At 68.3% G+C, this 13,105-nt stretch carries 13 protein-coding genes; 7 read left to right on the top strand and 6 right to left on the bottom strand.

Annotated features, from left to right (window positions below; all coding sequences use genetic code 11):
• Positions 1-73: 73 nt before the first annotated feature.
• On the bottom strand, positions 74-1,006 hold the full coding sequence (locus ACESMN_RS00065; protein ID WP_373051537.1) for a hypothetical protein: 933 nt from the start codon (positions 1,004-1,006) through the stop codon (positions 74-76).
• A gap of 292 nt (positions 1,007-1,298) precedes the next feature.
• On the opposite strand from ACESMN_RS00065, the gene ACESMN_RS00060 reads away from it, so the two are divergent.
• Entirely contained in the window at positions 1,299-1,607 is a 309-nt protein-coding gene (locus ACESMN_RS00060; RefSeq protein WP_373051536.1) for a hypothetical protein, read from the top strand.
• Between the two features lie 148 nt (positions 1,608-1,755).
• Positions 1,756-2,154, top strand: a complete 399-nt coding sequence (locus ACESMN_RS00055) for a septal ring lytic transglycosylase RlpA family protein (RefSeq protein WP_373051535.1) — start codon at positions 1,756-1,758, stop codon at positions 2,152-2,154.
• Positions 2,155-2,184: 30 nt separating this feature from the next.
• Here ACESMN_RS00055 and ACESMN_RS00050 read toward each other — a convergent pair whose 3' ends face one another.
• The 5 genes from ACESMN_RS00050 to ACESMN_RS00030 all read right to left on the bottom strand — a co-directional run bounded on the left by ACESMN_RS00050 (position 2,185) and on the right by ACESMN_RS00030 (position 8,709).
• Positions 2,185-2,709 carry a hypothetical protein gene (locus tag ACESMN_RS00050; protein ID WP_373051534.1) on the bottom strand — a complete coding sequence of 175 codons (525 nt, stop codon included), beginning with the start codon at positions 2,707-2,709 and terminating at the stop codon, positions 2,185-2,187.
• Between the two features lie 5 nt (positions 2,710-2,714).
• Entirely contained in the window at positions 2,715-3,263 is a 549-nt protein-coding gene (locus ACESMN_RS00045) for a hypothetical protein (protein WP_373051533.1), read from the bottom strand.
• Positions 3,260-5,302, bottom strand: coding sequence for a hypothetical protein (locus tag ACESMN_RS00040; RefSeq protein ID WP_373051532.1), 2,043 nt, complete (start codon positions 5,300-5,302; stop codon positions 3,260-3,262). Before ACESMN_RS00040 ends, ACESMN_RS00045 begins: the two co-directional genes overlap by 4 nt.
• A gap of 205 nt (positions 5,303-5,507) precedes the next feature.
• Positions 5,508-7,364: a hypothetical protein gene (locus tag ACESMN_RS00035; RefSeq protein ID WP_373051531.1), complete on the bottom strand. Its 1,857-nt coding sequence runs from the start codon at positions 7,362-7,364 to the stop codon at positions 5,508-5,510.
• Positions 7,365-7,605: 241 nt separating this feature from the next.
• The gene (locus tag ACESMN_RS00030; RefSeq protein WP_373051530.1) at positions 7,606-8,709 is read right to left on the bottom strand and encodes a thioredoxin family protein; all 1,104 of its coding nucleotides are present in this window, start codon (positions 8,707-8,709) and stop codon (positions 7,606-7,608) included.
• 409 nt (positions 8,710-9,118) lie between these two features.
• Between ACESMN_RS00030 and ACESMN_RS00025 the strand changes: the two genes are divergently transcribed.
• The 5 genes from ACESMN_RS00025 (at position 9,119) to ACESMN_RS00005 (ending at position 13,085) form a co-directional block, all read left to right on the top strand.
• A complete protein-coding gene (locus ACESMN_RS00025) occupies positions 9,119-9,709 on the top strand; it encodes a class I SAM-dependent methyltransferase (protein WP_373051593.1) in 591 nt (196 codons plus the stop codon).
• Between the two features lie 307 nt (positions 9,710-10,016).
• Positions 10,017-10,250: an ATP-binding protein gene (locus tag ACESMN_RS00020; protein ID WP_373051529.1), complete on the top strand. Its 234-nt coding sequence runs from the start codon at positions 10,017-10,019 to the stop codon at positions 10,248-10,250.
• Positions 10,251-10,499: 249 nt separating this feature from the next.
• The gene (locus ACESMN_RS00015) at positions 10,500-10,970 is read left to right on the top strand and encodes an aminoacyl-tRNA deacylase (protein WP_373051528.1); all 471 of its coding nucleotides are present in this window, start codon (positions 10,500-10,502) and stop codon (positions 10,968-10,970) included.
• A 207-nt stretch (positions 10,971-11,177) separates the two neighbouring features.
• Complete coding sequence (locus ACESMN_RS00010; protein ID WP_373051527.1) at positions 11,178-12,305, top strand: hypothetical protein; 1,128 nt, start codon at positions 11,178-11,180, stop codon at positions 12,303-12,305.
• Between the two features lie 210 nt (positions 12,306-12,515).
• Positions 12,516-13,085: a phosphatase PAP2 family protein gene (locus tag ACESMN_RS00005; RefSeq protein ID WP_373051526.1), complete on the top strand. Its 570-nt coding sequence runs from the start codon at positions 12,516-12,518 to the stop codon at positions 13,083-13,085.
• The last annotated feature ends 20 nt before the right edge of the window (positions 13,086-13,105 follow it).

Raw genomic sequence — 13,105 nt, 5'->3', positions numbered from 1 at the left:
AGAACGCATCCTTGCGGCAGGGGCAACCGTCGCCGGCCATTGGCCCGGGAGCCGCCCGGCGCGGCCGCCCGGCTCATCTGTCGTCGGCGGCACCCAGTACCGTCGCCAGGACCCTGCGCCCCTTGCTGCGCGCCTGCAGCCACCGCCGCACCTCGGCCCAGTCGACCCGGTTGCCCGCGAGCTCGGGAACGGCAACGGCGAGGTAATCCCCGCGTGCGTTCACCACCACCCGCTGGCGGAGGCCGACCGACCCCGCGTCGAGGGCCAGGTGCGACCACTCGATGCGCTGACCGCGGCGCGCGGCCTCGCGCAGGGCCGCCGCCAGCGCGTGGAGATCGGTCGCCAGCGCCCTGCAGGTCGCCTCCCGCTCGCCGCGCGAGGCGAGGTCCGGGAACTCGCAGCGCAGCCCGTCCACGCTCTCCCAGCCCGGTGGGCGTCCCTGTGACAGGACCCAGCCACCCTGCACCGCCGCCGGCTGCCGCACACCCTCCCTGCCCGCTGTCGGGCACTCGTGACGCCCGCAGAACTCCGCCGCGATCTCTCTCTCCAGCCGGTTCTCCAGGCTGACCCGTGGCCAGGCGATCCACGACGGCCGACCGTCGATCAGCAGCAGGATCCGGTCGTGACGGTCGGCGTGCAGCTCGACCTCGCGGGCGCCGTAGAGCGCAGCGCGCGCGACCCGGAGCTCCGAGAGGACCGGTGCAACGGACCGTTGCCAGCGCTCCAGCTTGCGCCGATCCCCGGCGTCCCGGGCTCCCGCACGCAGGGCCTCGTCCAGTTCGGACTCGTACGCGGAGACCAGGGCCTCCACGATCAGCACCGCGAGATCCAGCCGCGCCGCTTCGGAGGCCCCCCCGGCGCCGGCGATCACCCGCGCCAGCGGCGACGGCTCGGCGTAGAGTTGCCGCGGGGCCGCGTCCGGCCCCTCCCCGGCAGCGGCCAGCGAGAATGCCAGCACGCATGCGGACATCCACCATCGCGTCTTTCCGGCCCACGTCATTGCCATCGAATGCTCCTCGCATCCCGCATGCTTCACCGTTCGACCGCCCTTCGCAAGGGGTCGCGACGGGCAGAGCGCCCGGGTGTATCGCGCAACCGCAGGTCCCCCGCCCGGGGGGCGGGCAGTATCCCGGGGAAACTTCGCCCCGGGACGCGTGTCTTCCGCTGTGAACCCGTGTAGAGTCCGTGGTGCGTCCGGCACCCTGCCAGCATCAACCGCAAACCCGGTACGGACGCTTGAACAGCATCCCGGAAGGCCGCTACCGTCCACAGTGATATTCCGCGAAGAGGCATCGCCCATGCGCTTCATGCTCCGATCCAAGTCGACCACCCGCAATCCGCAGTTCGACCTCGGTCTGCTGATGCTGGCGACGGGTCTGGTGATCACCCTGCAGAACCCGGCCGCCGTGGACTCCGCCTCGCGGCTGCTCAGCGCGACCGACCTCCCCTCGCCCGCGCACGTCCTCGAATGGCGGCCGGACAGCCCACCGCCGTGGCTCGACGGTGACCAGACGGTCTCGGAAGAGGTGGAAGAGATTCCGGTGCTGACCACCACGAGTCGCGAATCCGAGCCGGCCGTGGACCCGCGCGAGCGCCCGCAGCGCTGACCGCAAGCCATCCGGTTCGCAGCAGGTCACGGGGGCGTCAAACGGCGCCCCCGTCTTCGTTTTGCGGGACCAACGCGTCGCCGCGGGCATGCACGGCGTCTGCATGACGCACTACCGAACCTTCCGCACGGTCCACTAGACTGTGGTGATGTCACCGACCACGACAACGGCCCTGCTCCTGATGCTCCTTGCAGTGCTCCCCGTCTGCTCAGCGGGTCAGGCGGTCGTGGTGCCCGGACATACCGAGGCAGGCATCGCCTCCTACTATCACGACCGTTTTCACGGTCGGATGACCGCAAGCGGCGAGCGGTTCGACCAGGGAGCCCTGACCGCCGCGCACCGGACGCTGCCCTTCGGAACCACCGTGCGCGTCACGCGGAAGGACAACGGGACGAGCGTGGTGGTCCGCATCAACGACCGCGGGCCGTTCCGGACGGAGCGGATCATCGACCTGTCGCGCACGGCCGCCGGCAGGCTTGGCATGCTCGACAGCGGTCTCGTCCAGGTAAGCGTCGAGGTCATCCGTCTTCCGGCCGCAAGGGACTGAACGCAAGCCCGCGTCAGCGACCGGTGCCGGTCAGGGCACGACGTTCGACATCTGTCCCATGCTGTGCCGGATGTGCACCAGCTTGCCGTTCACCTCGCGGAACGCGTGCGTCATGTTCTCGACGTCCCCGTCCATTTCCGCCACGTGCTCGCTCATCTGCTGCGTGCGCCCCCGAATACCGCCGAGGTCCCGCTCGATATCCTGCATGCCGGCGCTGATGGACATCATCTGGTCCACGACGATCGGCAGCCTGCCGGCGCTCTCCCCGATACTGTCGAAGTGCAGCTGCATCCCCGACATGCGATCCCCCATCTGCTCGAGATGCACCACGCCCCGATCCATGTTGCGCACCAGAAGCCCGATCTCGTGGGCGAGCTCGCCCACGAAATACAGGTTCACCAGGGCGACCACGGCCAGTGCTGCCACCATCGTCTGCATGAACCGCTGAGTGCGGCGTACATGCGCGGCGTCCTCCAGCTGATTCTGGCGGATGTCGTCCTCGACCTGGCCGAGGCGGCGGACGATCCTCTCCAGGCTCTTCGCGGATCCGGTCATCAGCGCTACCAGAAGGGATTGAGCTGGTTGAACAGGCGCATCGGTTGGGACATGTGCTGTACGTCGTTGGCGAGAAGCCCCATGTTGCCGTCCACTGCCTGAAAGGACTGACGCATGTCGCCGACATGGGCCGACAGTTGCTCGACGTCCCGGTCCAGCGCCGCCATGTGCCCGTTGACCTCGATCATGTCTTCCGAAATCGTCTCGACGCTGCCGTTGATGTCATCCATCCGGAGCACGATCCCGGACATGCCCTGCATGTTCGTGTCGAGGCGGGACACGGTCGCCAGCATCCGGTTCATGTCCTGATTGATCTCGCCCACGTGGTCGTTCAGGACCGAGATCACCCGGTTCATGTTGTTCATCTGGGCCGAGATCACGATCACGAGGAAGAACAGCGCCCCCAGCACCAGCGCCAGGCCGAGGAAGGTCACCCGGTAGAGGAAATTCAGGCGTTGTGCCAGCGCGGCCGAGCCCTGGACATGCAGGGCGTGGATGTGGTCGAAGCGCTCGAGCGCCGTCTCGACCATCTTGTCCTGGTCGAAATAACTCATGCCTTTTTATCCTCCGACATTGCACGGATGCGCTCGACCTGCCAGGCGACCGCGGCATCGCCCGGGTACTGCTCGTGCAGGGCATAGAAGTGGTCCAGCGCCGCGTCCAGGTCCCGTTCGTTCACCCGCAGCGCGAGCGCGGCCTCGTAGCGTGCGATGTAGTCCCGGCGCTGGGCCAGACCGGGATCCGCGCCGTGGCCGCACAGCTCATAGACATCGAAGACGCCCTCCTGGTCGAACTCCTCGACGCGGTCCACCCACCGCCACACGAAGTCGCCCGCGGTCTGCTGGCGGATGGGCTCGCTCGCCAGTATCGTGGTGCCGTAGCGGCTGTTCAGGTTGCCCAGCCACTGGTTCACCGAGACCGCCCCGCCGACCACCGAGTAGAACATCCGGTCCTCGGAGCCGAAGTTGCCCACCATGCAGACATCCCGGTGCAGGCCGATGCGCACGGCCATCGCCGGATGGTTCTCCCAGCGCAGCGCCTGGCTGAGCTGCTGGATCGCGGCCTGGCACTCCAGTGCAGCCGTGCAGGCGTGATAGGTGTCGTTCTCGGCCGCATCCGGAGCCCCCCAGAATGCGATCACCCGATCGTCGATGAACTTGTCGATGGAACCGTCATTGCGATGCACCGCTTCGAAGACCTCGCGCTGGTAGCGCGTCAGGTACTCCGCCTGCTCTTGCGCCTCCATCTGCGCACCGACGCTGTTGAAGTGGTTGATCCCCGTGTTCAGCAGCACCAGCGGGCGGGACTCCGCACCGAGCGTGGCCTCGTGCTTCTCGGACAGCAGCCGTCGCAGCAGCGAGGTCGGCACATACCGGTTGAAGGCCATCAGACTGGAGGCCATCTGACGCAGCGAGCGATCCAGGGCCCTGAACTCGTTGAAATCTGCCTGGACGGGCTTCAGTTCGCCGAAGCGCAGTTGCTCGAGGAGGCGGGCGTTGTCCACCATCTGGCGCAGCGGGCGGGTCAGCTGCCCCGCGGTCACGAAGATCACGTAGGCCGCGACGATCATCATGATCAGGGCCAGCGTCACGGAGGTGTGGAGACCACGATTCACGCCGGCCAGTACCACGTGATCCGAGACCATCAGGAACAGGTGCCAGTTGTGGTCCAGATGCCCGGTCAGCGGCTTCTTCTGCACGAAGTACCGCCCCGGCTCCAGATCGAGCAGCGTGACCTCGGAGCTGCCGTCGGCCCCTGCCTGCTCGCCCAGGCGCATCCAGGCCTCGCCGATCCATTGCTGGCGCAGGTCCGCGACCTTCAGCAGCCCGTCGGAATCCCGTCCGGCCTGCCCCGGTGCAGGCCCGAGGGGGTGGGCGATCACCTCGTCCGCATCCGAGATGATCAGCAGCACCGATTCGTCACCGAGCATGCCGGCGCGCAGCAGGGAATCCAGCCTGGCCAGCGGCACCTCGATACCGACAATCCCGGTCAGCGTGCCATCCGCATCGTGCACCGGCCGGGAGACCGTGATGCCGGGCTCACCGGTGAGACTCAGCGCATGCACAGAGCTGAACCGTGTGTCCTCCGGCACCGTGCCCTCGGCAAGCCGTTGGGCCTCGCGCGGGTACTCCGTACCCGGCTTCTTCAGGCGCGTCATCACGCCGAAGTCCGCATCCCGGTAGACCCATTCCTCGCGCGCCTCCCCGTCCCCTGGGGGCACGAAACGGGTGGCAGGGTTGGGCAGGCTCCGCGCCTCCAGCAGCAGGCCGTCAACGCCGGCCAGGAAGCTCGACTGGTGCAGCGGTGACTGCCGGGTCAGCTCCCACAGGCTCCGCAGCACGTCGTCGCGCTGTTCCACCGGATCCAGCCCCGTGAGCGCCGTGGCCAGGAGCGCCAGGCGATCGCCGGTCTCCGTGTAACGTTCCGTGAAACGCTCGCGGGTCTTCTCCAGCGCACCGTCGATCACCTGCGTACCGACATCCACCACGCCGGAGCGCGCCTGGTTGTAACCGGTGGCCGCAACCAGGGTCACGGTGATGATCATCATCGTGATGAACAGCACCTGTACGACAGTGCTGAATCCCAGACGCATCTTTTTCAGACTCCCGACAATCGGCGGCGTGGTTCAGTGGACCGGGGCGGTCGCCTATCCCCGGTACCGCAGGGGCTGCAGACGGTCCGCAGCTTGCACCAGAAGCCGGCCCCCGGCAATTCCACCCCCGGGATATCGGCGGTTTCGAAGCGGGGCCAGGCCGTTCCCCTTCACCCCCGGCCCCGGCGGAGGCACCGGCCCCGGCTCAGCCGGCATAGCGCTCGCCGAGCTTGAGCAGCAAGGTCCACCGCGGATCCCGCATCATCGCCTCGCGCTCGCTGCTGCGCACGCGCCGGACCGGGTAGGAGACCTCACCCTCCGCGCTTCGGCTCGCCAGCATCTCAAGCCGCTCGGCATTCGCCCCATAGCGTTCCACCAACTGCTGCCGCAGCTGCGCGTCCAGAGGCAGGTGGTACAACGTCACCAGCTGGGCGGCCAGCCGCTCCGCCATCCGTCCGAGATCCTGGCGCACCTCCTTGACCACGGCCGCCCCCAGACCCGCGCGCGCCTCTGCACTCATATCCGCCTGCAGCCCCCCAAGCCACGCCGCCGGGGACGCCTGGATCGCGCGCTGGACAGCCAGGTCGGTGAGGTCCAGGGAATCCTGCAGCAGCGTCAGCAGCTGCAGCCCCAGGCGCCGTATCTCGGCCCGGTCGAGCGGTTGGCCGGCGAAGTAGAGTCCGCGTTGATCGACCTGGAGCTCGAGATCGTCGACCAGATCGCACAGGCCCCGCGCGAAGGCGAGCTTCGCCTCGTCGCTGAACGCGATCACGCCTTCCTGGATTTGCAGCCTCCGCGCGGACAGCCGCCTGCGCCACCAGCGGGCGCCGGTTGGATAGATCTGGCGCTGGAGCATTTCCCAGTGCGCCATCGCGGCATCGAGGGCGCTGCCCGCCTCGAGCCACTGGTGGTACTCCTCGCGCAGCCGGCGCACGCCGGTCAGGATCCGCCCCAGACGCCGCGCCGCCCGGGTTCCGCGGGGCGGCCGATGCGCGATCAGCCGCTCCAGGGCGTCGATGACCTTCGGCGCCAGGACCAGCGGGTCGCTGCGGATGTCCGCGCGCTGAATCTGGCTTTCCGGCAACCCGACCATACTCAGGCCAAGCGCGCGCAACCGACCGTCCACGCGGGCCTGGGCAAGGCGGTAGCGGGCCCGGGTGGTCTCCACGGCATCCAGGGCGCGCGCCACGCCCCAGCGGCCCTTCCAGGTGAAATGCAGGTAACGGATCTCCCGTCCGCTGAGCAGCTCGAAGGCCAGCACGATCAGTTCCTGCACATCCGAGACGGGCAAGTCCGCCGGGTCATCCTCGTCCGCGGTGGCGAGCAGGCGCTGCAGAAAGCCCTCGCGACGCGGTATGCCGGCGTCCTGGCTCGGGGCGTTCCCCTGCAGCCGCTCCCGCAGCGCGTCGGCCAGTTCCGGCGCCTCCGCGTGCACCCGTTCCAGGGCCGCCAGCCGCGCCTCGGCCGACGCGTCCACGAGATCCCGAACCCGAGAGTGCAGGCCGAGCCGTCGGTACACCTCGATCTGCTGCGCCACCTGCGAGAGACCGACATCGCCGGAGAGTTCGCGCACCGCCATTGCCAGGGTCTCGGGCCCGAGATCGAGTTCCTGCAGCAGCACGCCCGCGGCCAGACGTCGCCGGCGTTCCGCGGGTTCCGCCGCGAGATCGGTATCCCGGATCGCGAAGAGGAGATCCGGTAACAGGTCGATCGTGCGGCGCAGCTTCTGTGCGGCCTCGTGCTCGCGCCGCTCGATCACCGCAACCGACGCGAGTTTGCTGGCCAGACCGATCAGGCCCAGAAACAACGTGAAGAACACGAAATAAACGACGTTGCGCGCGGGCGCGAACTCGCCGAAGCCAAGCCAGTAACCGCCCTGCATTGCGATGAAGGTGGCGGGACCGGCCACCCAGAGAATCTGCAGGGCGTTCAGCAGCCACGGGACGCGGCGCGCGCTCGCGCTGACCTCGGCGATCCGGCCGCGACCCTCGATCTCGATCCGCAGCCCGTTGCCGTCTTCGTCGCTTCGCCCCGTGCCCTCCCCCGAGCCTCGCATGCTCATCCGCCCCCATGGCCAGGGTCCGGTCTCGTGTCTGGCCCCGCACCGCCCCGATCGATCCTGCTGACCCCGGCGTACTGTATACCGAAATGCCGAGCGGTATACCGCTGCGCGGCACCGCCGCCCACGCCCGCGTGCCTCTCCACAATGATAGCGCTTCGGCGACCGTTCACGGAGTCGCGTCTGCACGCGGGCGCCCCCGGTCGCGCGTGACGCCCGGGGTCTGAACGGAAGGCCTCGATCCCTATCCGTCGGACGCCTGCGCACGGTCTCGCTGGGCGCGCCAGCGCTGGTACTGCGGCCAGTCGCGGTAGGCACCGCTGGCGACGTAATCGAGCCGCGCGAGAAAGGCGGCAAGCAGGTCCTGGCGTGTGGCGTCGGGCAGCTGTCCCGAGTGATCGATCAGCCAGGTGCTGTCCATGCGGACGGCCTCCTGCCCGTCCTCGGCGTAGAAGACAAGGCCGGGCCGATGGGCCAGATCCAGCTCGGCGGCCAGGGCTCCAGCGGTGCCGTGCCGGCCATCCGGGAGCACGACGATGCCGCCGTGGTCCGTGTTCAGTTGCAGGGCGTGGAAACCGGCCAGCTCCTCCTGCACGGACGGGTGCTCGAGAATCTGTTCGCGCAACCGCTGGCACTCCTCGCAACCGTCGCGTTCGAACAGCACCAGCGAGGGACGTGGGTTGGCCGTCCGCTGCGCGGCCAGGTCCGCCGGCGGCTGCTGGAAGCCACTGAGTTCGGCATCAGCCGCAGGCGGTGACGCCACCCTGCCCTCCTCGTCCTGCAGTCGGGCGGCATAGTCCCGCAGGGACTCGCCTTGCCAGGCCCCCGAGTCAAGATAGTCGAGGATCACGGTCATGCGCTCGGGATCGGCAAACCCGACGAAGCGCAGCATCCGCTCACCGGACGCGTCGACGAACAGCAGGGTCGGCGTGAAGGTCGCCCGCTCGTGCTCGGACAGCTCCCGGGCCCGGTGCATCTCGCCGTCGAGCCCGACCATCTCCACGTCGCTGAAGACATCGACCGCGATCACGTCGAACTGCCCCGAGAGGCGCCGCACGATCTCCGGATCCTGGAAGGTGCTGCGCGCCATTGCGACGCAGTGCAGGCAGGTCTCCGCGCTGAAGAAGAGCGCGATGCCCCGCTTCCCGCGCGCGACCGCATCGTCAAGATCGCCCGGCAGATCATAGAAGGTCGGTGTGAACCAGTCCGGATACTCCAGGCGCTCGCGCGCATCGGCGGAGGTGAGCAGGAGTGCGGCGAGGATCAGCGCCGCAAGCCCGAATACCGAGCAGAGGCGGCGACGGCGAATCTCGGCCGGCGAACGGCGCAAGGAAACGGCGGCATGCATGGCGGAACTCCGATTGGGGAGATTAAAAATACGACGTCCCCAGGGGCCGCGGCATTCCGGCACAATGGCGGTCCTGGCCGGCGGAACACGAAACTCCGGCGCCGGGACCTGTCGCCCAGCGGCCTGGCCTCCCGCGGTGCCGCAGCAGCCCCTGTGGGAGCGGCCTGTTGGAACGGCCTGTGGGAGCGGCCTCCGGCCGCGATCGGCCCTGAGACCGCCGCCTGTGGGAGCGGCCTCCGGCCGCGATCGGTCCTGAGACGGCCGCCTGTGGGAGCGGCCTCTGGCCGCGATCGGCCCTGAGACGGCCGCAATCGCGGCCACAGGCCGCTCCCACGGGGGCACACCCTCGCGGCGATCCGGCGCTCATCCCCAGCGGGGTCTTCGTAACCATCAAAAGAGGTGTCGCATGATCTGGGACCAGCGCTACGCGGGCGAAGAATACGTCTACGGAAGGCAGCCGAACGACTTCCTTGCCAACATGATCCGCTCGCTCGGCACCGGAGGCCGCGCGCTCTGCCTGGCGGAAGGCGAGGGGCGCAACGCGGTCTTCCTGGCCGAACAGGGCTACAGGGTGCACGCGGTGGACGCGTCCGCAGTGGGTCTCGCCAAGGCGGAACGTCTGGCGCGGGAGCGCGGGGTCGAGATCCGCACCGAGGTGGCGGACCTGGACGGCTATCGCATCGAGCCCGGCGCATGGGACCTGATCGTCTCCGTCTTCTGCCACCTGCCGGCGTCCGCGCGCAGGGCGCTGCACCGCGAGGTGGTCGCCGGGCTGCGCCCGGGCGGGCATTTCGTGCTCGAGGCGTACACGCCGGCACAGCTGGCGCTGGGTACTGGCGGTCCGCCCGATGCCGCGCTGATGATGACCCTGGAGACGCTGCGGGAAGAGCTGGCCGGCCTGCACCTCGAACGGGCGTGCGAGCTGGAGCGCGAGGTGCACGAGGGCCGGCTGCACAACGGGCGTGGCGCCGTGGTCCAGCTTCTCGCTCGCAAGCCCTGAGCGCGCCGGGGAACGCGAGGATCATTTGCCGGGGATCCTGCGCATGGTCGACTGGCGCGAACAGGCCGCCCGCTTTTCCCTGCCTACAGCTCAAGCACGGTGTCTCAGCCAGTCGATTGCGGGCCGCTGCCGGAGACTCCGCCTCTGCTCGGGTCGACGCGCTGCACCGTCGCAACATCGAGATGACCTTGGACGGGGTTGGGTCGTGAACGGCAACGGGCCCAGTCGGTCACAAGGAGTAGAGGGTGCTGCAGCGCCGGATGCGAACGTATCTCATCGGAGAACAGGCAACACCAAGGAGTCGACAATGACCGACAAAGTCGTGGACGTGACGATTCATCTCGACGAGTCCCTGGGGGCTGCGGATCGCGAGAAAATTCAGGACGAGCTGCGCGGTCTGCGGGGCGTGGTCGCCGCATCAAGCCAGGATGAGACCCCTCACCTGGTGGTGGTCGGATACGACCCGGATGCCATCGACGGCCGCGCGATCCTGGACACGGTCACCGACAGTGGCATCCAGGCCGAACTGGTCGGCATGTAGGCCAGTGCGCTCCCCAGACGCGAATCGTGGGGAGTCTTGGGGTCGGACCAACGCATCCCCCTGAATCCGAAGCCATCATGCGTGGTTCCGACTGGCGTTTTCGGGCTTGAAGGCCCATTTCAGACCCCGGAATCCTTCCTCCCGGGCGCAAGGTTGAAATCGGGGCAGTCATCGATCTCCGCCGACGGCGTTGACCGGGAAGGCCCATGCCCATCATCAGGACGGGACCGTCCTCGTGGAGATACCACCATGGCCATCGCAACCACACTGAAGTCCTTCCTGGACGAACACGGTGTCCAGTATGAAGTGGTCAAGCACCCCACCACCCCATCGGCCAACCGCAGCGCAGAGGCGGCTCACGTGCCGGGCGACCGGTTTGCAAAGGCTGTGGTACTGGAAAATCACGGTCGGCCCATGCTGGCTGCGCTGCCCGCCACACGCCGGCTGCAGCTCGGACGCCTGCACCATGAACTGGGGGAACATGTGGGTCTGGCCACCGAGGACGAAATGCGGGACCTCTTCCCCGACTGCGAGCGCGGTGCCGTTCCGGCGCTCGGAACCGCGTACGGCATCGAAATGCTGCTCGACGACAGCCTCGCCGACCAGGATGACATCTTCATCGAGGGTGGCGACCACCACTCGCTCGTGCACCTGAGCGGCGAGGCCTTCCGTTCCCTGCTTGGCGAGGTGCGCCACGGAGACTTCAGCACGCACGTGTGACTCACGGCGCGGTGGGGCCGCCTGCACTATCGCGCCAAGCCTGTCGAATCGCCGAAGGCTGGCCCGAATCATCAGCGAATGCGTCGCGTGACCCCGTCGCGCAGGCACCGCCTCCGGCGACTCCGCCCATCGGGGATCTGCGTCCCGCCCGGATGGACATCCCGCGCAAGGCGGGGGCTGAACCAACGGAAGCCGGAGACCGCGACCATGGACCAGCACACTCGCGCCGTAACCCTGATGGACAACTTTGCGACCCGCACCGGCGTCAAGGGCAGCGAGCCGCCGCGCCGCTATCTGTGGACCGATGCCTTTGCCGTCTGCAACCTTCTGGGGCTCCAGCGGACACTGGGAGAACCGCATCTTCTGGGGCTGGCGCTCAAGCTGGTCGAGCAGGTCCACGCGGTGCTGGGACGGCATCACCCGGATGACCCGCGCGTCGGCTGGCTCAGCGGGCTGGACGATGCAGAGCAGCGGCAGCACCCGACGCGCGCCGGCCTGCGCATCGGCAAGGAGCTCCCCGAACGCACGGGCAGCGAGCCCTTCGACGAACGGCTTGAATGGCAGAGCGAAGGACAGTACTTCCATTATCTGACCCGCTGGATGCACGCCCTCGAGCAGGTCGCCCGGGTCACGGGCGATCGTCGTTACCACCGCTGGGCGGTCGAACTGTGCGAGACCGCGCATCAGGCCTTCGTGTACCGCGACGAACGGGATGGGACGCCCCGCATGTGGTGGAAGATGAATGTCGAACTCGATCGTCCCCAGGTCACCTCGATGGGCCACCACGATCCGCTGGACGGCTGGATCACCGCCCTGCAGCTGCAGTGGTCCCCGCTTGGCGACGACCATGCCCGGCTGGCACCCCAGGCCGCTGATTTCCGCTCCATGTGCGTGGATCGGGGATGGGTGACCAGCGACCCGCTGGGCATCGGGGGTCTCCTGACGGATGCCTGGCGCCTGGAGCAGCTCGTGCCCGTGGCCAGCGAGATCGGACCGGAAGAGGTCGACCGCCTGCTGGACGACGGCCGTCAGGGACTGGAGGCGATCGTGCGACAAGGCCAGCTTGCGGGGCCGGCGAATCGCCGATTGCCATTTCGGGAGCTCGGACTGGGCATCGGGCTGCACGCGGTGGAGCGGATTCTCGACACCCGGGGGGCGGCAACCGCGTCGCCTGGCGTCCTCCGCGGCTTCTTATCCATGGCCGACTCCATCCAGGCCTTCTGGCTCCAACCCATCAATCAGCAGGCGGCGACCTGGCATGACCACCTCGACATCAACAGCGTGATGCTCGCCACCAGCCTGGCCCCCGAGGGATATCTGTCGCCGGCCGCGTGAGGGCACGCCGGCCGCCACGCCGCGGTCCCGGCGTCACTGGACGGAATGGCCTACAGTGCAGCCATGATCGGGCCGGTAAAGAATCCCCTGGGACCGGCGGGACCATCATCCCGCGGTCCCGGCATCCGTGCGTCTGCAACATGGATTGTCACGGTCCTGGCGTTTCTGGTCTTTGCGGTACTGGCATGGAGCGCCCGGCGGGAAGAGCCGATGCCCTTCGAACGACGGTGGCTCATGGTCCTTCGCGGCGCCGAAGGAGGCGCTGAGCCGCGCGGGCCCGACTGGCTGGGAGAGACGGTGCGGGATTTCACCGCGCTGGGCAGTTATGGCGTGCTCATCACGCTGGTGCTGGCGGCCATGGCCTTTCTCCTGCTGGCGCGCCGGCACCGCCAGGCCATAGTGCTCGCCGTGGCGCTCGGCAGCGGCATCCTGGTGAATCACCTGTTGAAACTGGCGTTGTCACGACCGCGTCCCGATGTCGTCGAGCACCTGACCAACGTCTATACCGCGAGCTTCCCGAGCGGGCATGCGCTAGCCTCCATGCTGGTCTATCTCATGCTCGCCAGGATGCTGGTGCGGGAACGCGCCGAGTGGAGCGTACACATCCTGGCCTATGGCTTGGCGGTCCTGCTCGCGGCGGTGGTGGGCACGAGCCGCATCTATCTGGGTGTGCACTGGCCGACCGACGTGATGGCCGGCTGGGCATTCGGCCTGGGCTGGGCGCTGCTGTTCTGGCAGCTTGATGCCCGGCTGCAACGGTCCGGGGCCGGGCAGCCCTGAAGCGCAGCCGGCAGCCGCCG

Source organism: Thioalkalivibrio sp., from assembly GCF_041690275.1.
Taxonomy (GTDB): domain Bacteria; phylum Pseudomonadota; class Gammaproteobacteria; order Ectothiorhodospirales; family Ectothiorhodospiraceae; genus Thioalkalivibrio.
Note: the sequence above shows the minus strand (reverse complement) of the source record. Positions and strands in the feature narration are given on the sequence as shown.